The 22,342-nt window shown below is 62.0% G+C and carries 22 protein-coding genes; 14 read left to right on the forward strand and 8 right to left on the reverse strand.

Going from position 1 to position 22,342, the window contains the following annotated elements:
* Positions 1–8 precede the first annotated feature (8 nt).
* A complete protein-coding gene (locus tag ACSZOQ_RS19680) occupies positions 9–737 on the reverse strand; it encodes a GyrI-like domain-containing protein (protein WP_439924042.1) in 729 nt (242 codons plus the stop codon).
* A gap of 268 nt (positions 738–1,005) precedes the next feature.
* Between ACSZOQ_RS19680 and dapF the strand changes: the two genes are divergently transcribed.
* The 3 genes from dapF to ACSZOQ_RS19695 all read left to right on the forward strand — a co-directional run bounded on the left by dapF (position 1,006) and on the right by ACSZOQ_RS19695 (position 5,019).
* Positions 1,006–1,878 (forward strand): diaminopimelate epimerase, encoded by an 873-nt coding sequence (gene dapF, locus ACSZOQ_RS19685; RefSeq protein WP_439924043.1) that lies wholly within the window; start codon positions 1,006–1,008, stop codon positions 1,876–1,878.
* Positions 1,878–3,179 (forward strand): tRNA (N(6)-L-threonylcarbamoyladenosine(37)-C(2))-methylthiotransferase MtaB, encoded by a 1,302-nt coding sequence (gene mtaB / locus ACSZOQ_RS19690; RefSeq protein WP_439924044.1) that lies wholly within the window; start codon positions 1,878–1,880, stop codon positions 3,177–3,179. The genes dapF and mtaB overlap by 1 nt, the downstream gene beginning before the upstream one ends.
* A 181-nt stretch (positions 3,180–3,360) precedes the next feature.
* Positions 3,361–5,019 (forward strand): CHASE domain-containing protein, encoded by a 1,659-nt coding sequence (locus ACSZOQ_RS19695; protein WP_439924045.1) that lies wholly within the window; start codon positions 3,361–3,363, stop codon positions 5,017–5,019.
* Between the two features lie 62 nt (positions 5,020–5,081).
* Here ACSZOQ_RS19695 and ACSZOQ_RS19700 read toward each other — a convergent pair whose 3' ends face one another.
* Together ACSZOQ_RS19700 and ACSZOQ_RS19705 are read right to left on the reverse strand one after the other, a co-directional pair.
* Positions 5,082–5,627: a sigma-70 family RNA polymerase sigma factor gene (locus ACSZOQ_RS19700; RefSeq protein WP_439924046.1), complete on the reverse strand. Its 546-nt coding sequence runs from the start codon at positions 5,625–5,627 to the stop codon at positions 5,082–5,084.
* On the reverse strand, positions 5,628–5,846 hold the full coding sequence (locus ACSZOQ_RS19705; protein ID WP_439924047.1) for a NepR family anti-sigma factor: 219 nt from the start codon (positions 5,844–5,846) through the stop codon (positions 5,628–5,630).
* A gap of 240 nt (positions 5,847–6,086) precedes the next feature.
* On the opposite strand from ACSZOQ_RS19705, the gene ACSZOQ_RS19710 reads away from it, so the two are divergent.
* A complete protein-coding gene (locus ACSZOQ_RS19710) occupies positions 6,087–6,893 on the forward strand; it encodes a response regulator (protein WP_439924048.1) in 807 nt (268 codons plus the stop codon).
* A gap of 319 nt (positions 6,894–7,212) precedes the next feature.
* Positions 7,213–7,605 carry a hypothetical protein gene (locus ACSZOQ_RS19715; RefSeq protein WP_439924049.1) on the forward strand — a complete coding sequence of 131 codons (393 nt, stop codon included), beginning with the start codon at positions 7,213–7,215 and terminating at the stop codon, positions 7,603–7,605.
* 17 nt (positions 7,606–7,622) lie between these two features.
* Here ACSZOQ_RS19715 and ACSZOQ_RS19720 read toward each other — a convergent pair whose 3' ends face one another.
* Positions 7,623–8,069, reverse strand: a complete 447-nt coding sequence (locus tag ACSZOQ_RS19720) for a hypothetical protein (RefSeq protein WP_439924050.1) — start codon at positions 8,067–8,069, stop codon at positions 7,623–7,625.
* Between the two features lie 120 nt (positions 8,070–8,189).
* The gene (locus tag ACSZOQ_RS19725) at positions 8,190–8,561 is read right to left on the reverse strand and encodes a DUF883 family protein (RefSeq protein ID WP_439924051.1); all 372 of its coding nucleotides are present in this window, start codon (positions 8,559–8,561) and stop codon (positions 8,190–8,192) included.
* A gap of 402 nt (positions 8,562–8,963) precedes the next feature.
* Between ACSZOQ_RS19725 and ACSZOQ_RS19730 the strand changes: the two genes are divergently transcribed.
* Positions 8,964–9,119, forward strand: coding sequence for a Thivi_2564 family membrane protein (locus ACSZOQ_RS19730; RefSeq protein WP_439924052.1), 156 nt, complete (start codon positions 8,964–8,966; stop codon positions 9,117–9,119).
* Between the two features lie 164 nt (positions 9,120–9,283).
* On the opposite strand, the gene ACSZOQ_RS19735 is transcribed toward ACSZOQ_RS19730, so the two are convergent.
* The 3 genes from ACSZOQ_RS19735 to cysD all read right to left on the reverse strand — a co-directional run bounded on the left by ACSZOQ_RS19735 (position 9,284) and on the right by cysD (position 14,396).
* Positions 9,284–11,485, reverse strand: coding sequence for a malate synthase G (locus tag ACSZOQ_RS19735; protein ID WP_439924053.1), 2,202 nt, complete (start codon positions 11,483–11,485; stop codon positions 9,284–9,286).
* A 152-nt stretch (positions 11,486–11,637) separates the two neighbouring features.
* Complete coding sequence (cysC, locus tag ACSZOQ_RS19740) at positions 11,638–13,563, reverse strand: adenylyl-sulfate kinase (RefSeq protein WP_439924054.1); 1,926 nt, start codon at positions 13,561–13,563, stop codon at positions 11,638–11,640.
* A gap of 26 nt (positions 13,564–13,589) precedes the next feature.
* The gene (gene cysD / locus ACSZOQ_RS19745; protein ID WP_439924055.1) at positions 13,590–14,396 is read right to left on the reverse strand and encodes a sulfate adenylyltransferase subunit CysD; all 807 of its coding nucleotides are present in this window, start codon (positions 14,394–14,396) and stop codon (positions 13,590–13,592) included.
* Positions 14,397–14,642: 246 nt separating this feature from the next.
* Between cysD and cysG the strand changes: the two genes are divergently transcribed.
* From cysG to ACSZOQ_RS19785, 8 genes are all read left to right on the forward strand, one after another.
* Positions 14,643–16,079 carry a siroheme synthase CysG gene (cysG, locus tag ACSZOQ_RS19750; protein WP_439924056.1) on the forward strand — a complete coding sequence of 479 codons (1,437 nt, stop codon included), beginning with the start codon at positions 14,643–14,645 and terminating at the stop codon, positions 16,077–16,079.
* Between the two features lie 38 nt (positions 16,080–16,117).
* Entirely contained in the window at positions 16,118–16,840 is a 723-nt protein-coding gene (locus ACSZOQ_RS19755) for a phosphoadenylyl-sulfate reductase (protein ID WP_439926158.1), read from the forward strand.
* Positions 16,841–16,964: 124 nt separating this feature from the next.
* Positions 16,965–17,954, forward strand: coding sequence for a sulfate ABC transporter substrate-binding protein (locus ACSZOQ_RS19760; RefSeq protein WP_439924057.1), 990 nt, complete (start codon positions 16,965–16,967; stop codon positions 17,952–17,954).
* 75 nt (positions 17,955–18,029) lie between these two features.
* Positions 18,030–18,815, forward strand: coding sequence for a sulfate ABC transporter permease subunit CysT (gene cysT, locus ACSZOQ_RS19765; protein WP_439926159.1), 786 nt, complete (start codon positions 18,030–18,032; stop codon positions 18,813–18,815).
* Positions 18,816–18,826: 11 nt separating this feature from the next.
* On the forward strand, positions 18,827–19,696 hold the full coding sequence (gene cysW / locus ACSZOQ_RS19770) for a sulfate ABC transporter permease subunit CysW (protein ID WP_439924058.1): 870 nt from the start codon (positions 18,827–18,829) through the stop codon (positions 19,694–19,696).
* Entirely contained in the window at positions 19,686–20,735 is a 1,050-nt protein-coding gene (locus tag ACSZOQ_RS19775; RefSeq protein ID WP_439924059.1) for a sulfate/molybdate ABC transporter ATP-binding protein, read from the forward strand. The genes cysW and ACSZOQ_RS19775 overlap by 11 nt, the downstream gene beginning before the upstream one ends.
* Positions 20,736–20,961: 226 nt before the next feature.
* Entirely contained in the window at positions 20,962–21,471 is a 510-nt protein-coding gene (locus ACSZOQ_RS19780) for a CAP domain-containing protein (protein WP_439924060.1), read from the forward strand.
* A 69-nt stretch (positions 21,472–21,540) separates the two neighbouring features.
* Positions 21,541–22,329, forward strand: a complete 789-nt coding sequence (locus ACSZOQ_RS19785; RefSeq protein WP_439924061.1) for a 3-hydroxybutyrate dehydrogenase — start codon at positions 21,541–21,543, stop codon at positions 22,327–22,329.
* Positions 22,330–22,342 lie beyond the last annotated feature (13 nt).

The raw sequence follows: 22,342 nt of genomic DNA on the forward strand, positions 1-22,342 counted from the left end.
GGCGGTTCTCATTTCAGCGGGACATAGACATTGATGACCAGATTGTCTTCCTCGGTCTTCAGCGGATCTGTCATGTACTCCTCGATGAAGGTGTCCTTGGCCTCGAGCTTCTTGTCGTCGAGGTGGTTGGTGATGGCCTCATAGGTGTTGTCCATGTTGTCGTAGGAGCCGCGATGCACGAACTTCAGCGCTTTGCCCTCCGGTGATTTGCCCATGCTCATGGTCTTAGGCAGGTCCTTCAGTTCCTGATCGACCGGGACTTCCGCCAGGAATGCGAAGCCGGTGTCGTCGGTCGACGTGTAGACGATCATCATGTTGCCGGCGGCTTTGACGCCTTGCTTGTCGAGAACGGCCGCCAGTGACTTGAAGGAATTGATCAGCGTCTCGAACGCAGTGTCCCAGGTGGCGTTGTTTCTGATGGTCAGGACGGTCTTCGGCGTCAGCGTGAATTCCTCGCCGAAGGGATCGGCGGTCTGCACTGGTGCCGTGGCCGGGGGCTTCGGGGCTTCGGCGGTCGGGTTCGCCGGCGTCTGCACCTCGGCCGGGGGCGGGGTTGGTGTGGCCGGCGTTGCCGTTCCGGGCGGGGTCGGCGCAGCCGGCGGGGCGGGAGTTGCGGGCGTCGTCGCGCCGGGAGGTGTCGCGGGCGGCGTCTGGGCGAGGACGGCGGGGAGCCCCAGGGACAAGGCCACCGGGATCATTGCGATCGCGAGGTGGCGAAAGAGGCGGGGGCAATTCATTGAGAGGGTCTCCCTGGTCGTGCTGGCCGATGTCCGCGAGACCCGACCCCTAGCCGTTGTTACGGGCGGAATTATGCGATGCTTAACACGCGGCTCTGATATCCGACTCATGACAGATATGTCATGTCGCATCGTGGCGGGTGTGGGGCACTGAGACGGATTTGCGCTAACGATAGCGGGCGCCGGTCGCACTGGCCAACCACCGCGCATTCGCCATATAAAGTCGCGATGGCTGCCGGGAAAATGGACGCCGGAAACTGGACACCGGATGGGCGCGCTCGCAAACCACGCTTTCAGCAAGATGAACGGCATCGGCAACGAAATCGTCGTAGTCGATCTGCGTGACCGTCCCGCCGCGGTGACGGCCGAGGAGGCGCGTGCGGTCGCATCACCGGCCGGCGTCCCCTATGATCAGTTGATGGTCCTGCAACCCCCGCGACTGCCCGGCACCGAAGCATTCGTCCATATCTATAATAACGACGGTTCGGAAGCGAACGCTTGCGGCAACGGCATGCGCTGCGTGGCCCGGCAGGTGTTCGAGGCCACGGGCAAGGCTGCGCTGACCTTCGAAACCCGCGCCGGGCTGTTGAATTGCTGGCAGGGACCCGCGCCCGATCTTTATACCGTCGACATGGGACCGCCCAAGTTCGGCTGGCGGGACATCCCGCTCGCCGAGGAATTCCGCGATACCCGTTATATTGAATTACAGGTCGGGCCGATCGATGCGCCGGTGCTGCATTCGCCGTCGGTCGTCAGCATGGGCAATCCGCATGCGATCTTCTGGGTCGACGACGTCAACGCTTATGATCTCGAGCGCTTCGGGCCGCTGCTGGAGAACCATCCGATCTTTCCCGAGCGCGCCAACATCACGCTGGCGCACATCGTCGACCGCCATCACATCGTGATGCGGACCTGGGAGCGTGGCGCGGGCCTGACCAGGGCCTGCGGTTCGGCGGCCTGCGCGACGGCGGTAGCGGCAGCGCGGCTCAAGCGGGCCAACCGCATTGTCGATATGGCGCTCCCCGGCGGTGGTCTGACCATCGAGTGGCGCGAGCGCGACGATCATGTGCTGATGACCGGTCCGGCCGTGTTCGAACATGCCGGCACCTTCGATCCGGCGCTGTTCGCCAGCGTCGCCTAATGACCGTCGACGTCGTCACCTTCGGCTGCCGGCTCAATGCCTTCGAATCCGAAGTCATCCGTCGCAATGCGAGCGACGCTGTCCTCGACGACGTCGTCATTATCAACAGCTGCGCCGTCACCAACGAAGCGGTGGCGCAGGCGCGGCAATCGATCCGCCGGCTGAAGCGCGAGCGGCCGTCAGCGCGCATCGTCGTCACCGGTTGTGCGGCACAGATAGAGCCGACGATGTTTGCGCAGATGGCCGAAGTCGATCGCGTGATCGGCAACGACGACAAGATGCGCGGTGACACCTGGCGCGACGTGCGGACCGCATTGGCCGCAGTGCCCGATTTCGGGATCGCGTGCGAGGAAAAAATCGCGGTCGCCGACATCATGGCGGTGACCGAGATGGCGCCGCATCTCGTCGATGGCTTTCAAGGCGGCCTGCCCCGCGCCTTCGTGCAGGTGCAGAACGGCTGCGATCATCGCTGCACCTTCTGCATCATTCCTTTCGGGCGCGGCAATTCGCGCTCGGTGCCGATGGGCGCGGTTGTCGATCAGGTGCGTGTGCTCGTCGAGGCCGGTCATGCGGAAATCGTGCTGACCGGGGTCGATCTCACAAGCTACGGCGCCGATCTGCCGGGCGCGCCGAGACTGGGCGGATTGGTCAAGCGGATATTGCGGCATGTGCCGGAGATGAGGCGGCTGCGAATCTCCTCGATCGATTCGATCGAGGTGGACCGGGATCTGCTCGATGCGGTCGCGAACGAGGAGCGGCTGATGCCGCATGTGCATCTGTCGCTGCAATCCGGCGACGACATGATCCTGAAGCGGATGAAGCGGCGGCATACGCGTCGGGATGCCATCGACTTCTGTGCGCAGGTGCGGCGGCTGAGGCCGGACATTGCTTTCGGCGCCGACATCATCGCCGGTTTTCCAACCGAGACCGATGCCATGTTCGCGCGATCGCTTGAGCTCGTCGCGGACTGCGATCTCACCTTCCTGCATGTGTTTCCCTACTCGCCGCGTCCGGGGACGCCGGCGGCGCGGATGCCACAGGTCTCGGGTGAGATCGTCAGGGACCGCGCCAGGCAGTTGCGCGTCGCCGCTGGAGCCGCGCTGCGGCTGCGGCTGGACGCGGAGGTCGGTGCGACGCGTCAGGTGTTGATCGAAAGCGCCACCCAGGGGCGCACCGAGCATTTTGTCCCGGTGGCGATTACAGGAGAGACGCCCGGCGTGGTGCGAGCGCTGAGGGTGGCAGGGCACGATGGTGAGCGGCTGCAGGTGGAATGGGGACGAGCGATCCTTTCGTTATCGTGAATCCCAAAGCCCATTGGCCGGACTCTGTTAACGATCGTCCCCGAGTTTTGCTCGTTGGGACGGAACCAGGCTGGCGCGGGGCGATTGACGTAGGGCATCGTCAGGGCGGGACGCTGCTGTTAATAGTTAAAGCCGGCCAAAGATGCGAACGGCTTTATTCTCCTGATTTCCGGGTAGGCGCGTGGTTCGGCTGGGTTTCGTTATCGGGGTTGTTGCGGTCATCGGGGTTTTGCTCTCAGGCCTTGCGTCCTGGCGCGCTCATGAACAGGAATTGACCATCGATAGAATCGCGCTGTCGCGCGCGATCGACGTCCATGCCAGCCTGGTTCAGGAGCGTCTCATCGAACGAGAACTGCTGGCGCGGGTCGCCTCGGGATTGTTTCGGTCGCCCTCCTCGGTGAGAGCTAACATGCTCCACCCGTTGCGCGCATCGATCTATGCCTTCAAGACCGATTTCGTTATCGCCGGTTGGGTTGCCTGTCTGCAGCCGAGCGAAGTTTCGGAAGCCAGTGCAGCTCTGGCGTCGGCCGCATTTCCAAATCCGCAAATTCGTAACTTCGACGACACGCCGCGTGATCTGCATTCGCTTGAGCGGCCGATCGACGTATTGATGGACGTTGTGCCGCAAAATCCGGAAACGGCCGCATTTCCGGGCCGCTCGCTCGACCAGCATCCGATCCTGGGGCCGATGCTCGCTCGTGCGTTGCAGACAAGAACGTCGGTCGTATCGGATCCGATCAACCTGCTGCGGCCCGATGGCCCGATCGGGCTGGTTATCGCAACGCCGGTTTTCCAGGAGGGAAGCGACACAGCGGCGGGCTTTATTACATTTTCCTATCAACTCGCGTCGTTGATGCTGACTAACGACGAACTCTCCCTGTTCTCCGTTGTCCTGAAAGATCCGCGAAACCCGGCCTCGGAATTGATCGCCGACGACAGCGGCAATGTTACGTCACGTCTTAGACGCTCGACTGATCCCGTTCCGCTGGTGGTCCGGACAGTGACCTTCGGCGGGCGGGATTGGTCGCTTGGCTATTATCCGAAAACCAATGCCGCTCTTCGCGCGCAGAAACTGGCCGTGGTGGTGGCGGCGATCGGTCTTGCGCTGACAAGCATCATTTGCGGCCTGTTCGGATATGTCGTCTATAACAACCTGCGGCTGAGCCGGGAAATCCAGGTTCGGATCAGCTTCGAGCGGCGTTTGACCGCCGTGATCGATGAACTCAATCACCGGGTTAAAAATATTCTCGCGGTGATTCAATCGATCGTCACACGTACGCTGCGGCACGGCTCCGACATCGAAGTCGCCCGCGAACTGCTGATCGGCCGGATCCATGCCATGTCCAACGTGGTCTCGCTGCTCAGCGAGAGCCAGTGGCAGGGTGTCAAACTGAGGGGACTGTTCGAGGCGCGCGCTATCCCCCACGCCGACCGCATCGCGGTCAACGGCCCGGATATCACTGTGAGTGCGCGCGCAGCGCAGAGCCTCTCATTGTTGTTCTTCGAACTGGCGTCGCATTCCGACGAGGGCCTCTCGCTGGTCGGTAAGCATCCGCATATCGTCGTACATTGGGGAATCGAGGACGAGGGTAGCGAGACGATGTTTCGTTTTCGGTGGGAGGAGTTCAATACCAGTGCTGCGACGCGCCGCGAGGACAGCGATTTTGGCATCATCCTGCTGGACCGCGTTGCGCCGGAGGCGCTGGGCGGCGTTTCCAAGCGGTATTTTACTGAGGCGAGCTATGTCTATGAACTCGCCGCTCCGATGGAGACCGTCGTCGACATGGCCGAGAGAGATCGCACGACGCAGATATCCGCGCCGATCCAGCCAAAGGCGTAAAGGCGGGACGCCGGGATTTGCCCCCGCTGTGCCGGGTCGTTGTTGCCGCGCTTGATGTTGAGCTATCGGCCGCTGCCGATCACGGCGCGCACGGTGTCGTCCGGGCCAAAATCCTCAGTGCCCTCGACGTACAGCAGGGCGCTCAGCTTCGACCGCGCGCGGTTGACGCGGCTCTTGATGGTACCGACGGCGCAACCGCAGATCTTTGCGGCATCCTCATAGGAGAATCCCGAAGCGCCCACGAGGACCAAGGCTTCGCGCTGATCCTGCGGCAACTTATCGAGCGCCGCGCGGAATTCCTCGAATTCCAGATGGGCGTTCTGGTTCGGCTGCGATTTCAGCGTTTTCGCATAGCTGCCGTCGGAATCCTCGACCTCGCGCCGCCGCTTGCGATAGTCCGAGCGGAACAGGTTACGCAAAATCGTGAACAGCCATGCGGGAAGGTTCGACCCCGGCTGAAACGAATCAATATTGGCGAGCGCGCGGAGCAGGGTTTCCTGCACGAGGTCGTCAGCACGATCGCCATTTCCGCTTAGCGAAATCGCGAATGCGCGCAGGTTCGGTACCGACGCCAGGATGTCATCGCGAAGTGAATCTGTGAGAGGCATTTAGTCCCTCCCGTCATTTTTTGTATCGAAATCGCCCGTGGTGTTTACTTGGGGATCACCGGGTGCCGATGCATCGAGCTTTCGGATCAATTCGGCAAACCGGTCCGGGACGCCCTGTCTCACGACGTCGTCATACATGGCGCGAAGCTGATGTCCGATTCTGGACTGAATCTCGGCGTTGAGGCCGCCCTTGCCGGGTGATGGCTTTGTGTCTTTCATGATCTTGTTTCATTCCCAAAGTTTCAAGATATTGAAAAATCGAGAAAATCCCCGTTTGTTACGCCGTATTCAAGGAACTTGTACGGGCTAATTCAAAGCGCGAAGGAAGGTTCCTGCGTCGGGGAACTTTTGTCATGCTGGAGCGTAGACAACGCGGCGGCGGATCGGGATCTGCCGGTTGCTGCGTGGTCTAAAGAGATGCGATCCCGAGATGAATTGTCTCACAAAGGATGGATGGGGATGTTTCGATCACAGGTTGTTGCCGAGCATTTGCCGCTCTTGCGACGTTATGCCCGCGCCCTGACGGGAAATCAGGCGTCCGGAGACGCCTATGTCGGAGCCATGCTGGAGGCTCTGCTCCAGGATCCAACGGTGCTCGATGAGCGGCACGGCCCGCGGGCCGGATTGTTCCGGCTGTTCACCCAGATCTGGAACTCGGTTTCCATCAACGGCGGCATCGATGAGGTGCCGGCCCTGGCACCGACGGAGCGACGGCTGACGAACATTACGCCGCTGCCGCGCCAGGCGTTCCTGCTTCTGTCGCTGGAAGGTTTTTCCGAAGAAGAGGCTGCTTTTGTCCTGCAAGTCGGCATTGCCGAAGTTCGCAAGCTGAGCGATCTTGCGGGCCGCGAAATGGCGGCGGAGATCGCAACCGACGTCCTGATTATCGAGGATGAGACCTTTATCGCGATGGATCTTGAGAGTCTCGTCAAGAACCTCGGACATCGTGTGATTGGCGTCGCGCGCACCCATGCCGACGCAATCGCCCTGGCTAAAACCAAGAAACCCGGTCTCATTCTGGCGGACATCCAGCTCGCTGACGGTAGTTCCGGGCTGGACGCCGTCAACGAACTCCTGCGCGTCGTCGAGGTGCCCGTTGTTTTCATAACGGCCTATCCCGAACGCTTTCTGACCGGAGAGCGGCCCGAACCGGCATTCCTCATCTCGAAGCCGTTCCAGCCGGCCATGGTGTCGGCTGTAGCCAGCCAGGCGTTGTTCTTTCACCGCAATTCGCGCAACCGGGAACCGCGCGCCGCCGCATCCTGATCGCGCCGACTGTTGTTACACGGCGACGATCTGGATCGTCCGTGCCGTCCCTACGTTTGAGCCGGTCGCGGCGTGAAAAAAGGACGCGGCCGGCATCACCATCAGCCGCGTCCTTGTCGCCGGTCGGGCGGGGCAGGGGGAATGACCGGCTGCCCGGATAACGCGAGGATCCGGCAAGCGTTCCGCCCGCCCGCTTTTTTTCGAACCGTTAACTGAACGATGTCTTGCGAACCGCGTTATCCATCGCGGTTCTGATCCACAATCGTGATGCGCGACAATGTGATGTCCCCGCAAGCGATGGAAAATGGGCGAGGCAACGATGTTTCAGGTATCGGCGGGCGTTCTCGGTGCGCTGGCAGTGGTGCTGCCCCTTAGCGCGATGCATCTTGCCTCGGATCGCAATCTCGTTGCCGGTTCAGACTTGACCACTGCGGTTGTCAATCGCGCCGTCAAATCCGATCGCAGCTCCGTTCAATTGTCGCGCGTAGAGGGTCGAACCGTTTCCATTCGGCTTGAAAGTCTGCCGGATGCCTCGATCGTGATCCAAATTCCGGGGAGCAACAACCACCTTATAGCGGGCGACCGCGTCACGAAGCCACGCTCGAGCCGCGCTCCCACATCGCAGGCCAGGCGGACGGTCGCGTGCGAGCCGGTAGTGAGTGTTCTGACCGATATCGCTAAGAAGCTTGAACCCGGTCGCTGCGTGACCTGAGGTTTGTTTTCGGGAAATCAGCTCTTTCCTTCATCGGTCTTGGCTTCGTCATCGTTGTCGCGCCGGCCAGCGAACAGCCCCAGCGCCAAGCCGCCGATCGCCAGGACCGGAATCATCTTCTTGATGCCGATCGCGCGCACTAGCTGAAGTCCCGCCGCCAGCAGCATCGGATCGGCGAGCAGGTTTTGTGTTACCGACTTAGCCGTCTCGGCCGCACGTTTCTTCATGGCTTTTCGCCGGATGTTATAGGTCACGACCGCGATTAGGGTGATCAGGAAGAAGATCGCTGCGCCGGAAAGGCAAGCCTCGATCAGGCCGTAGTTTTGAAGCACGAAAACGAACGCGGCGGCACACAAGAACGCGATTGTGACAAAACCCGCGACAATCGCCACCTCGACGAGGGACGCGAGCCGCAGGGCGTTGCCCACGCTCTCCCTGAAGTCATCAATCATCCGCTGAAACATTCGACGCCTCACCCGACCCGAAAATCTACTATTCAATAAAATTGCTGGCATGATCGGGCCGGCGACTGCAGATTCCCTGCCGCCGCACCGGCCCAATCAGTCGAAATTACCCACGCAGAATCATCGACGCCACGTCACGCCGATCAAAAATCCCAGTCCGATCGCAAGCCCGACTGTTGCGAGGGGACGCTGCTGGATAGCTTCCTCCAGCGTGTCCTCGATCGTGGTTACGGCGCTCTGCGCCGCATCGATGGCTGCGTTGCCGCGCTCGGATACATCGGAGATGATGGAATCCACGTTCGCCCTGGCCTGCCTGTATCCGCGGCGGCCCTGTTTCTTGGCGGTGCCCGTCAATGTGTTAAGCGCGTCGGAGATCTGCTCGGCTAGTGCGGAGATGTCGTTTTTCACGGCTGATAAATCCTTCTCGAGGCGTTCGTAGGTCGCTTTATCCGTCAAGTTCTTCATCGCATCCTCGCCATCGCTACTCGCCATCCAACGCTCCTGAGAACTGAAAGGGATATGGGAAATCAACGTGCCGTCGCGGCTTAAGTTCCGCGGCGTGGTCGCCTGCCCGTCAGGAGTGGCGAGTCCGTCGCTGTCGGATGATCCCTGATGATGACCGCGACGAGCCGAAGCCGCGACGAAGCTCCAGCGATTCCCCACTACGTTCAGAACGCGCGATAACTTCGGCCGGGCTTGCGAATTGCGATGATAATCGCAATCCGGTTGGCGCCGGCAATCGCTGGCCTGGCCGCCCTTCGCCGCGTTGTGTGCCCTGTCGGTGGAACTTTCAGGTCCTGTGTGAATTGCCTCGCGCGCCAAATATTGCGACGGCGCTTTCTCCGTCTTGAAATCTTGGTCTTGAATCTTGTGATCAATTTTGGAGAAGTAACAATGTTCATCAGCGTCCTGATTACGTTTTTCGTCGTTGTTCTTGTTCTGTATTTCATCAGCGTGGCGCCGCTCGACGGTCGCGGCAAGCAGATCGCTCGCGTCGTCACCATCGTGATCGGCGTCGCCTCGGCGCTGAAGTATCTTCTGGTGTTCTGAGGCCCGCCGGCGCATCAGCGCCGCGACAAGCAAGAATGCCCCCGACGGCTGCGCCGGGGGCATTTTATTTTACTCGCAGGACCAACAGCGCGTATTCCGCAAAAGCGGATACCGGTTTTGCGATCAGAATACGCGCAAGTTACTGATTGAGAATTTTCTTACGGCTAACCGGACTCACTTATCCGGAGGAAGCTTTGGCCGTCCGCCTTGGACTCCGCCTTGGCCTCGCGCCGCCGCTCGGTCAGGATGAATTCGGTATAGCCGTTCGGCTGCTGGCGGCCGTTGAACACGAGATCGCATGCCGCCTTGAAGGCGATGCCGTCGAACGTCGGCGCCATTGTCTTATATAGAGGATCGCCGGCGTTCTGCTCGTCGACGACGACAGCCATGCGCTTTAGCGACTCCATCACCTGATCTTTGGCGACGACGCCCTGATGCAGCCAGTTCGCAAGATGCTGGCTGGAGATGCGCAGCGTGGCGCGGTCTTCCATCAGGCCGACGTCATGAATATCCGGCACTTTCGAGCAGCCGACGCCCTGGTCGATCCAGCGCACCACGTAGCCGAGAATGCCCTGGCAGTTATTGTCGATCTCCTGCTTGACGTCGTCCGGCGCCCAGTTCGACTGTGACACCGGGATGGTGAGGATGTCGGACAGTCTGGCGCGTTGGCCGCCGGCCTTCAATTCCTGCTGGCGCTTCAGCACGTCCACCTGATGGTAGTGCAAAGCGTGCAACGTCGCCGCGGTCGGCGAGGGCACCCATGCGGTAGTGGCGCCGGCCTGCGGGTGGCTGATTTTTTGCGCCAGCATGTCGGCCATCCTGTCGGGTGCGGCCCACATGCCCTTGCCGATCTGGGCGTGGCCAGGCAGGCCGTCGATCAGGCCGATGTCGACGTTCCAGTCCTCGTAGGCTTTCATCCACGGCTGCGCCTTCATCTCGTTCTTGCGGATCATCGAACCCGCTTCCATCGAGGTGTGAATTTCGTCGCCGGTGCGGTCGAGGAAGCCGGTGTTGATGAAGCAGATTCGCTTCGATGCGGTCTGGATGCAGGCCTTGAGGTTGACGGTGGTGCGGCGCTCTTCGTCCATGACGCCAATCTTGATGGTGTTCTCCGGTAGTCCGAGCATCGTTTCGACGCGAGCGAACAACTCGCAGGTCAGCGTCACTTCATCGGGGCCGTGCATCTTGGGTTTGACGATGTAGACCGAGCCTGTCCGGCTGTTCCCCGTCTTCGAGGTGCCGTTGAGATCGTGGATCGCGAGCAGGCTTGATATCGCGGCGTCGAGCATTCCTTCCGGAATCTCAGCGCCATTTTCATCCAGTACTGCATCGGTGAACATGTGATGGCCGACGTTGCGGATCAAAAGCAGGCTGCGCCCGTGGAGCCTGATCTCCCTGCCGTCGGGCGTTGTGTAGACGCGGTCGGGGTTGAGCGCGCGGGTGACGGTCTTGCCGCCCTTCTCGAAGGTATCCGCGAGCGTGCCGTTCATCAGGCCGAGTGTGTTGCGATACACCAGAACCTTGTCGTCGGCATCGACAGCGGCGATGCTGTCCTCCATGTCGAGGATAGTGCTGATCGCGGACTCGACGACTACGTCGGAGACGCCGGCGGGATCGTCCTTGCCGATGGCATGAGCGCGGTCGATTTGAATCTCGATATGCAGGCCGTGGTTGACGAGCAGGATCGCGGACGGCGCGCTCGCATCGCCTAGGTAGCCTGCAAACTGCGATTCGGACCTCAGTCCGGTCGTGTTGCCGTTCTTGAGCTTTACCGACAGGCGGCCGTTGACCACGCTGTAGCTCGCGACGTCAGCATGCGTGCCGGTCGCAAGCGGGGTCGCAGAATCGAGGAAGCCCTTGGCCCAGGCGATCACCTTTTCGCCGCGCGCCCCGTCATAGCCGCTGGCCTCGGTGGCTTCGTGCGGAATGGTGTCGGTACCGTACAACGCATCGTAAAGGCTGCCCCAGCGTGCATTGGCGGCGTTCAGCGCGTAGCGCGCATTGGTCAGCGGCACCACCAGTTGCGGACCGCAGATTTTCCCGATCTCGTCATCGATATTGGCGGTTTCGACCGCACGGGTCGCGGGCTCGGACTGCAGATAGCCGATCTCCTTTAGGAACGCCGTGTAGGCGTCCATGTCGAACGGCTTGCCCTTGGAAGCGCGATGCCAGCCGTCGATCTTGGCTTGCAGCGTATCGCGCAACGCGAGCAATTCGCGGTTCCTGGGCCCGAGATCGCGGACGATGGCGGCAAGTCCGGCCCAGAAGGCATCTGGGGCAATGCCGGTCCCGGGCGCAGCCTCTCCGGCGATAAAATCGAACAGGACCGGCGCGATCTTCAATCCGTGGGCATCAATGCGACTCATGTCGGGCTTCTCGCGACGTTCGACCGTCATTTAGCGCCGAAGCCGTCGCCGTGAGAAGCCCTTCACAGTAGTCGAATAGTAGCAGACCGAGCGAGCCCCGCCGCGATAGGGGTTCGTGGCGGTCGGCCCGGTCGGCCGTCAGGATTCGAGGCTCAGATGTTGGCGGCGACGTCGGTCAATTCGTCGAACAGAACGCCGGTTCGGATCAGCATCCGCTCGATCTCGTCGGCAGCGTCGCTCACCGCGCAGGACGACGTATCGATCGTCAGTTCCACCGATTCCGGCGGCTGATAATCATTCCCGATGCCGGTGAATCCATGCAGGACACCGGCGCGCGCCTTGGCGTAGTGTCCCTTCGGGTCGCGCTGCTCGCAAACCTCGGCCGGCGTTGCGACATAGACTTCGCGAAAGGTGGTATCGGCGATGCGCCGTGCTGCGGCGCGATCCTCGCGCGACGGGGAGACCGCAGCCACGATCGCAACATGACCGTTGCGTGCGAGATGCGCGGCGACTTCCGCGAGCCGGCGGATGTTTTCAGTACGGTCCTGCGGCGAGAAGCCAAGGTCGCCGTTCAGTCCGGCGCGCAACGTGTCGCCATCGAGCAGGATCGGCGAGCCGCCGTCGCCGAACAGTTTTCGTTCGAGCGCGCGGGCGAGCGTGGATTTGCCGGAGCCCGGCAATCCCGTCAGCCAGACTACGGCGCCGTTGTGACGATAGCGGGCGGACCGTTCGTCGGGCCGCAGCGCCGATTCCACCGGCACGATATCGACCGGAACCGCGCGTTGGCCCGCGTCGACGCTGAGCACGAGACCACCGCCGGCGATACGGCCGCTGACTTCGATCACAAGGCGGCCGGTACGGGGATTGTCGACGTAGGGGTCCGCGGCGAGCGGTTGTGCGAGCGAGATGTCGATTTCGCCGACATGATTGCGCGCGATCGCCTTGGCTTCGGCGCTCGACAGTTCGCCGGGATCGACCGCTTTTTCGATCGCGACGACGGTGGCGCGCGTTTCCTTGTTGCCGAGCCGCAGCAGAATCGATGCGCCGGCCGCCAGCGGTTGCTCGTGCAGCCAGAAGATGCGCGCGCGAATCCGTCGCGTATCGCGAGGTGCCGACCCGACATGGGCAATAACATCGCCGCGCTCGACAAACAGTTCACGATCGAGCGTGATACCAACGGACCGTCCGGCGCCTTGCGCACCTGTCGGGCCTGAAGGCCAGCCTTCGATGCTGCGAATCTTTGCGATCTTGCCGGCCGGCATGATCACGATCTCGTCGCCCGCGGTCAGGCCGCCCGACTCGATACGGCCGGCCACGATCCGCCGGTCGTCGAACTTGTAGATCGCCTGCACCGGCAGACGCAGCGCCAGTTCGTCCAGCGGGCGCGCCGGTTGCAGCGCGTCGATGGCTTCGACCACGATGGGGCCGCTGTACCAGTCAATCCTGGCGGTACGTTCGGCTACGCCGTCGCCATCGCGGGCCGAGATCGGAACCACCGCCGTGGGCGCGAGGCCAAGGCCCGTCAGATGCGCGGTAATCTCGTCGCGGATGGCGTTGAAGCGTTCCGCGCTGAAATCGACGCGGTCCATCTTGTTGACGACGACAGCGACCTGTTTGACGCCGAGCAGATGCAGCAGATAACCGTGCCGCCGGGTCTGGTCGCGTACGCCTTCCAGCGCGTCGATGATCAGCACGGCGCCATCGGCCTGCGCCGCGCCGGTGATCATGTTGCGCAGGAATTCGGCGTGGCCGGGTGCGTCGATCAGCACCACGTCGCGCGAGCGGGTGCGGAAGCGGATTTGCGTGGTGTCGATGGTGATGCCCTGATCGCGCTCGGTCTGCAGCGCGTCGAGCAGGAACGACCATTCGAATGGCATGCCGCGCCGGGTGCTGACGGCTTTCAGCATTTCAAGCTTGCCGTCGGGCAGGCTACCGGTTTCGTGCAGCAGCCTCCCGACCAGCGTCGACTTGCCGTGATCGACGTGGCCGACGATGACGATGCGGACCTGGGGACGGGTGGTGCCGTTCGGCGTCGCGAGGGCGGTGTTCGGCGCGATGGCGGGGGCGATCATATTCATCGGAAGCGCTCGATTTCGAATTCGGGTCAGAGATAGCCGGCGACGCGAAGCCGCTCGAATGCGTCTTCGGTTTCATGATCGAGCGCGCGCCCGGCGCGTTCGGGAATTTTGGTGCCTTCGAGTTCGATCAGGATTTCGTCGATGCTCGATGCGGTCGAAGCGACGGGAAAGGTGATGTCGGCGTCGCCGAGCGAGCGATAGCGTTTGCCGTCCTTCGCCAGATAGAGCGGAATGATCGGGATATTCTCACGCTGGGTGTAGGCCCAGATATCCGCTTCGGTCCAATGCAGGATCGGATGGATGCGTAAGTGAGCACCCGGCGGCGGCGAGGCGTTGAACTGATCCCAGAATTCCGGCGGCTGATCGCGCACGTCCCATCCGCCTTCGGTGCCGCGCGGCGAAAACACCCGCTCCTTGGCGCGGGTCGCTTCCTCGTCCCGGCGGATGCCGGCGATCAGCCCGTCGAAACCGTATTTGTTCAGCGCGAGCTTCAGCCCCTCGGTCTTGCGAGCCGCGGAGCGCGCGGCCGGCGGCAAGGTCGGATCGATCGACTCGATCGGCGGGCAGTAATCGACCTTGAGGTCGAGGTCCCACTCCTTGGAGTAGCGGTCGCGAAATGCGTACATCTCGGGAAATTTCTTCTCGGTGTCGACGTGCAGCGCCGGAAACGGCACCCGGCCGAAGAAGGCCTTGCGCGCCAGCCAGATCATCACGTTGGAATCCTTGCCGAGCGACCACAGCAGCGCGAGTTTCTTCAGGCGGGCGAAGGCTTCCCGGAAGATGTAGATGCTCTGCGCTTCAAGCGCGTCGAGGTGGTCCATTTCAGGCTGCATGGCCTGCTCCTTGGCTTACGTGCGCGGTCGACGGCCATGCCGCTGATCGTCGAAGTCAGCGGCCGCCAAAATTGTGGATTTCGGAGGCTGAGAAGATGCATCTCTTCCGTGCGGTATTTGGAAGTAGAAAATTCTATACTTTTGTACCCGCATAGAAGAAATAATTTTCTGTTTGGTGAGCTTGCAAGATACATAAATAGAAAATAATTTCAGTCAACCCCGCTGTTGGGGAAGAAGAAACACCGAATGAAATTCCTCCCGATTTTTCTCGATTCGCAGGCTGGTCCGATCCTTCTGGTTGGAGCGGGTGATCCGGTTCGCGCCAGGCTACGTCTCCTGCTCGCCGCGGAGGCGCGCGTGCGCTGGCATGCGACCGATGGCGACTTTGCGGTCGCCGGTCTCGATGCGGCTGCCGCATCGCGGATCGAGCGTGTGGAAGCTGATCCCCGTATCGCAGACCTGAGCGGCATCGTCGCGGTGTTTTGCGCCGGCGCCGGCGAGATCGGCGTAACTGTAGCGGCGCGCGCGCGGGCGTCGGGCGTGCCTGTCAACGTGATGGACGATCCCGCGCATTCGAGTTTCATCGTCCCGGCGATCGTCGATCGCGGCGATGTAGTAGTGGCGGTCGGCACCGGCGGTGCGTCGCCCGTCGTGGCGCGGCGCGTGCGCGAGCGCATCGAGGCGCTGTTGCCGGCACGAATCGGCGACCTCGCAAGCTTGATCGGACGTTGGCGTAAGGCCATTCATGACCGTATTCCCGACATGCCGCTGCGCCGCCGCTTCTGGGAGCGCGTCGTCGATGGTCCAATCGGCGCGGCGGTTCTTGCCGGCCGCTCCGATGAGGCCGAAGGCTCGCTGAAAGCAATTGCCGATCCGTCCGCCTATGCGGGCGCAGCTGCTCCAGGCGCTATCGAAGGCCGTGTCACGCTGGTCGGCGCGGGGCCGGGCGATCCGGATCTGCTCACCGTCAAGGCGCTGCGCGCGCTGCAGGACGCCGACATTGTGTTCTACGACGAACTGGTCTCGCCGGAGATTCTCGATCGCGCGCGCCGCGATGCCGCGCGGGTTCCGGTGGGTCGCCGCGTCGGCAAGCCCGGCATCGGGCAGGACGCTATCAACCGTTTGCTGATCGATGCCGGGAAGTCCGGGCAGCGTGCCGTCCGCCTCAAGGGCGGCGATCCCTTCATTTTCGGCCGCGGCGGCGAGGAGATCGAGGCGCTGCGCGAGGCCGGTATCGCCTGTTCGGTCATTCCCGGAATCACGGCCGGGCTTGGCGCGGCCGCGGAATCCGAAGTGCCGCTGACCTTCCGTCACGAGGCGCTGCGCGTCACCTTCCTCACCGCGCACAAGGCGCGGGATGCGGAGAGCGTGGACTGGTCGGCGCTGATCGACCGGAAGATGACGGTGGTCGTCTACATGGGAATAACGGCGGCCAACGCGATTCGTGATGGGATGCTGGCGGCCGGGCGTTCGCCGGAAACCCCGGTCGGCGTGTTTGCGCGTGCCACCCGTCCCGATGCTAAATCCGTCGTCGGCACGCTGGAGCAACTGCCGGCGCTGGTTCGCGAAGTCGATGGCGGCCCTGCCATCCTCGTGATCGGCGACGTGGTTTCGCACTCTGCGCCATGGCGCAACGCGAGCCCGAATCCCTTGTTTCAGACATTTCAGATGGCCGCCGAATGAGCTCCACGCCCGAACAGAAGAGCCTTGCAGCAAGCAAGATGGCGCAACCGGCATCAGCGACGGGCAGCACCGTATTGCCTTCCGTGGCGGCGCTCAACGACGCGTTGCGCGATGCTTCGCCCGCGGACGTGATCGCGGCGGCACTGCGCACGATCGAGCGCGACAGGCTGGCGCTGGTATCGTCGTTCGGCACCGAGTCGGCGGCGCTTTTGAAGGTGATGGCGGACGTTGATCCGGCCATTCCTGTTATCTTCCTCGACACCGGATGGCTGTTCGAAGAGACACTGGCCTATCGCGATACATTGATCGCCACGCTCGGCCTGAAAGATGTTCGCTCCATTCAGCCATCCGAGGATGCGTTGAAGCGTGAGGACCCCGAGCGCGAGTTGTGGTTCTCCGATCCGGATGCGTGCTGCCGCATCCGGAAAGTAGAGCCGCTTGCGCGTGCGCTTCAGCCGTTCAACGCCTGGATCAACGGCCGCAAGCGCTTTCAGGGTGGCCTGCGCGCCGACATGCCGGTGGTCGAGGATGACGGCGCGCGGCTGAAGTTCAATCCGTTCGCGAACGCCTCGCGCGCTGACATCGAGGCAATCTATACGTCGGCGCAATTGCCGCCGCACCCGCTTGTCGCATCGGGATTCCTCTCCGTCGGCTGCATGCCGTGCACTTCGCGCGCGACCGCGAATGAAGACGCGCGCGCCGGTCGCTGGCGCGGCAGAGCCAAGACGGAATGCGGCATCCACACGATGAAGACTTCGTAGAGGAATGACTCTGCGCCACCGCAAACATTGAAACGTGGTTTCGTTGACTTAAGCGCGCTGTTTAACGAGTTTCATTCATGGGCCCCTGGCAGTTGTCGCATGATCGGGTCTTATGGAGATGAGAATGCTTCGCCGCAGCTTTATTGTCTTAGCCGGATTGCTCTGGGCAGGGTCTGCGTATGCAGCCGACGTGTCGCTGTTGAATGTCTCATACGATCCGACGCGCGAGCTCTATGTGGATTTCAACAAGGCATTCGCGGCGCACTATCAAAAGGAAACCGGCAAGAGCATCGAGATCAAGCAGTCTCACGGCGGGTCCGGAAAGCAGGCGCGCTCGGTGATTGATGGGTTGCAGGCAGACGTCGTGACGCTGGCGCTCGCCTATGATATCGACGCGGTTGCCGAGCGGGGACTGCTGGCCAAGGACTGGCAGAAGCGGTTGCCGCAGAATTCCTCGCCCTATACGTCCACCATCGTTTTCCTGGTGCGCAAGGGCAATCCCAAGGGCATCAAGGACTGGGACGATCTGATCAAGTCCGGCGTCAGCGTTATTACACCGAATCCGAAAACCTCGGGCGGCGCGCGGTGGAATTATCTCGCGGCGTGGGGATATGCGCTGAAGAAATTCGGTGGAGAAGACAAGGCGAGACAATTTGTTGCCGATATCTACACGCACGTTCCAGTGCTCGATACCGGTGCGCGCGGCTCGACCGTCACTTTCGTCGAGCGTGGCGTTGGCGACGTCCTGCTTGCCTGGGAGAACGAAGCCTTTCTCGCGCTCAAGGAGTTCGGAAAGGACAAGTTCGAGGTTGTAGTGCCGTCAATCTCCATTCTGGCGGAACCGCCGGTTGCTGTTGTCGACAAAGTGGTGGACAAGAAGGGGACGCGCGCCGTTGCTGAGGCATATCTGAAATATTGGTATACTCGGGACGCGCAGGAGATTGCCGCGCGCAATTTCTATCGTCCGACCGATCCGGAAGTCATCAAGAAGTATGCCGATGCATTCCCCAAGCTCGAACTGTTCAAGATCGACGATGTGTTCGGCGGCTGGACCAAGGCGCAGAAGGTCCACTTCGGCGAAGGCGGCATCTTCGATCAGATTTACAAGAACTGATGCGTCGGGGCGGAGCAGGACAACGTGACAGGAGGATCGGGACGACAACGGACTCTGCCGGGATTCGGCCTCACCATGGGGCTGACGCTGACATGGCTCGCGGTTATCGTCCTGATCCCTCTCGCCGGACTGTTTCTCAAGTCGTTCGAATTGAGCTTCGCCCAGTTCGTTGACATCGTCACCAGCCGGCGAACATTGAATGCGCTGAAGATCTCATTCGGGCTCGCGTTTCTCGCCGCGCTGGTCAATCTGGTGATGGGCGGCATCATTGTCTGGGCGCTGGTCCGTTACCGGTTTCCGGGGCGCCGCATCTTCGACGCGATCGTCGATGTTCCGTTTGCGTTACCGACCGCCGTGGCGGGCATCGCGCTGACGACGCTGTTCGCGCAGAACGGCTGGCTCGGCGCGCCTCTGGCCGAGCTTGGCATCAAAGTGTCGTTCACGCCGCTCGGCATCTTCGTTGCGATGGTGTTTATCGGCATCCCCTTTGTGGTGCGCACCGTGCAGCCGGTGCTGATCGATCTCGATCCGGAGATCGAGGAGGCCGCCGCGAGCCTCGGCGCCAACCGCTGGCAGACGGTGTGGCGGGTGATTCTGCCGAGCCTTTTCCCCGCGCTGCTGACGGGCTTTGCGCTCGCATTCGCGCGCGCGGTTGGCGAATACGGTTCGGTGATCTTCATCGCCGGCAATCTGCCGAACGTGTCGGAGATCGCGCCGCTGCTGATCGTGATCCGGCTGTCCGAATTCCGCTATGCCGATGCCACGGCGATCGCCGTCGTGATGCTGGTGGTGTCGTTCCTTGTCATCTTCGTCATCAATCGCCTGCAACGCTGGGCGCAGCTGCGCATCCCGGCGCATTAAAGGTGACGCCGATGTCCGAAACCGCGATCGCGATTCCGCTTGACCGGACTGACGCCCGCTCCGAGGCGCGCTGGGTGCGCGGTCTGCTGATCGGTCTCACCATCCTGTTTCTCTCGGTGTTCATCGTGTTGCCGCTGGTGATCGTTTTTGCGGAAGCATTCGCAAAAGGGGCGCCCGCCTACCTTGCCGCGCTTGCCGATCCTGAAGCCCTGTCAGCGATCAAGCTGACGTTGGCGGTTGCGGTGATGTCGGTTAGCCTCAATCTGGTTTTCGGGCTGATCGCCGCCTGGGCAATCGCAAAATTCGAATTCCGCGGAAAGACGCTCCTGATCTCGCTGGTCGATCTGCCGTTCTCGGTGAGTCCGGTCATTTCCGGTCTATTGTTCGTGCTGTTGTTCGGCGCACAGGGCTTTCTCGGACCCTGGTTGCAGGACAACGACATCCAGCTTCTGTTTGCGTTGCCCGGCATCGCGCTAGCAACGACCTTCGTGACCTTTCCATTCGTGGCGCGCGCGCTGATTCCGCTGATGCAGGAGCAGGGGACAGCGGAGGAGGAAGCGGCACTGTCGCTCGGAGCGTCGGGGCTGCAGACATTCTTTCGCGTCACGCTGCCGAACATCAAGTGGGGGTTGCTGTACGGCGTGCTGCTTTGCAACGCCCGCGCGATGGGCGAATTCGGTGCGGTGTCCGTTGTTTCCGGACACATCCGCGGTGAGACCAATACCATGCCGCTGCTGGTCGAAATCCTCTACAACGAATATCAGTTCGTATCGGCGTTCGCGATCGCTTCGCTGCTGGCCATGCTGGCGCTGGTCACCCTGGTGATGAAGACCATTCTCGAGCGGCATCTGGACGAAGGACAACGACCGAGTGACCATTGAAGTCCGCAATATCGTGAAAAAGTTCGGCGCCTTCTCCGCGCTGGACCATGTCGATCTCAAGGTTCCGCACGGCGAGCTGATGGCGCTGCTCGGGCCGTCGGGGTCCGGCAAGACCACGCTGCTGCGTATTATCGCGGGGCTCGACTGGCCGGATTCCGGTGAGGTCTCGTTCGACGGCGAGAACGCGCTGGCGCGCGGTGCAGGCGAGCGGAACGTCGGGTTCGTCTTCCAGCATTATGCGCTGTTTCGCCATATGACGGTGTTCGAGAACGTCGCATTCGGTTTGCGGGTTCAGCCACGCGCCGTTCGCAAGGACGAAGCCGGCATCCGTGCGCGCGTCAAGGAACTGCTCGACCTCGTCCAACTCGACTGGCTGTCCAACCGCTATCCCAGCCAACTTTCGGGTGGCCAGCGTCAGCGCATCGCGCTGGCGCGCGCGCTTGCGATCGAGCCGCGCGTTCTGCTGCTTGACGAGCCCTTCGGCGCACTCGATGCCAAGGTACGTAAGGAACTGCGGACGTGGCTGCGCTCGTTGCACGAGGAAATCAACGTCACCTCCATCTTCGTGACCCACGATCAGGAGGAGGCGCTCGAGGTCGCCAACAGCGTGGTGGTAATGGACAAGGGGCGCATCGAGCAGATCGGAACGCCGACCGATGTCTATGACAATCCGCAGACGGCGTTCGTGCACGGCTTCATCGGCGAGTCGATCGTTCTGCCGGTCGAGGTTCATGACGGTTCGGTCCGCCTCGGTGAGACACCGCTGAATATCGCCGCGGAGCGCGGCAGGTCGGGGCCGTCGAAGCTGTTCGTTCGCCGCCACGACATGCAGATCAGCCCGCCCGGCTGGGGCGGTCTCGAAGGTACCGTGCGGCGGGTGCGGACCTTCGGTCCGATCCAGCGGGCCGATATCGCATTGTCGAGCAGCCGGGGCGAAACCCTCATTGAAATCGACGCGCCGCGTGACCGCGAGCTTCGCGATGGAGAGGTCGTCGGTCTGCAGCCGCGGCGCTACCGGATTTTCGCGGACTCGGCCTAGTGTGGTGGTTCAGAAGTTCGCTTCATTGTCCCAGCGCGTCCGTCAAGCGAACTTCTGAACCAAAACCACACCAGGATCATAAGGTTGATAGTGTCCCTTTGATTCCGACGCTCGCATCAAAGCTTGCGGCAAAAGACATGCGAATGTCGGAATCGGGACACTAGGGATTGTTCACCTTTCAGCCACGGTTGGTGTGCAACAACTGCGGCTGATTGGGGAATTATGAATGATCCGCACCTTTGCCGCGATTCTCGGCCTTCTGGCGCTGGCCGGATGCGCCGCGGACAAACCGCCTCCTCCGGAGCAACCGACGTTCTATCTCGACATGGCTCACGGCGGGGCCAAGCTGGATTCTGTGGTGGCGGCGTCCATGATTTCGGGCTATCGCGCCAATAACGGCCTCGGCCCGGTGACGGTCGATCCGGAACTGATGCAGATCGCCGAAACGCAATCGATGGCGATGGCCAAACGCAACAAGATGGACCACAACGTGGCCGGAACGCTGCCCAAGCGGCTGGCGGCGGCGGGCTATCCGGCGACGCTGGCGGTCGAGAATATCGGCGCCGGCTATCACACCCTCGCCGAGGCGTTCTCAGGCTGGCGCGATTCGCCATCCCACCGGGCGAACATGCTGAAGAACGGCGTCACGAAATTGGGCATCGCTGCGACCTATGCTCCGGACACAAAATACAAGGTGTTCTGGACGCTCGTTCTGGCATCCACCGACGAGCGATAAGTGCTGCGTGAAGCGAGGCATCGCTTGCGCTGATTGACGCGAGCGCAAACCGACGTCGCGGAGAAGACGATGACGAACTTGAAGGGCAGGACCGCGGTCGTGAGCGGATCTACCAGCGGCATCGGCCTCGCCTATGCCCGAGCGTTCGCGGGCGCCGGCGCCAATGTCGTGATCAACGGGTTCGGTCAGCCTGCCGACATCGAGAAGGAGCGCTCCGCCATCGAGACCGAGTTCAAGGTCAAGGCGGTCCATTCGCCGGCCGACATGACAAAGCCTGCCGAGATCGCCGGAATGATCGCGCTCAGCGAAACAACCTTCGGCTCGGTCGATATCCTCGTTAACAACGCGGGCATCCAGTTCGTCTCGCCGATCGAGGAGTTCCCCGTCGAGAAGTGGGACGCGATCATCGCCATCAATCTCTCGTCGGCGTTCCACGCTATCCGCGCCGCCGTCCCCGGCATGAAGACGCGCGGATGGGGCCGTATCATCAACACCGCCTCGGCGCACTCGCTGGTGGCCTCGCCGTTCAAGTCGGCCTATATCGCTGCCAAGCACGGCATCGCCGGCCTCACCAAGACGGTGGCGCTGGAGCTCGCGACCCACAAGATCACTTGCAACTGCATCAGCCCCGGATATGTCTGGACGCCGCTGGTCGAGAAGCAGATTCCCGACACCATGAAGGCGCGCGACATGACCAGGGAGCAGGTCATCAATGACGTGCTGCTCGCTGCGCAGCCGACCAAGCAGTTCGTTACGGTGGAGCAGGTCGCCGCTCTGGCGCTCTTTCTGTGCGGCGACGATGCCGCCCAGATCACCGGCACCAACCTGTCGATCGACGGCGGCTGGACCGCAGCGTGATTTTTCTCTCTCC

The sequence above is a fragment of the Nitrobacter sp. JJSN genome (genome assembly GCF_051912485.1).
In the GTDB taxonomy this organism is placed as follows: Bacteria; Pseudomonadota; Alphaproteobacteria; order Rhizobiales; family Xanthobacteraceae; genus Nitrobacter.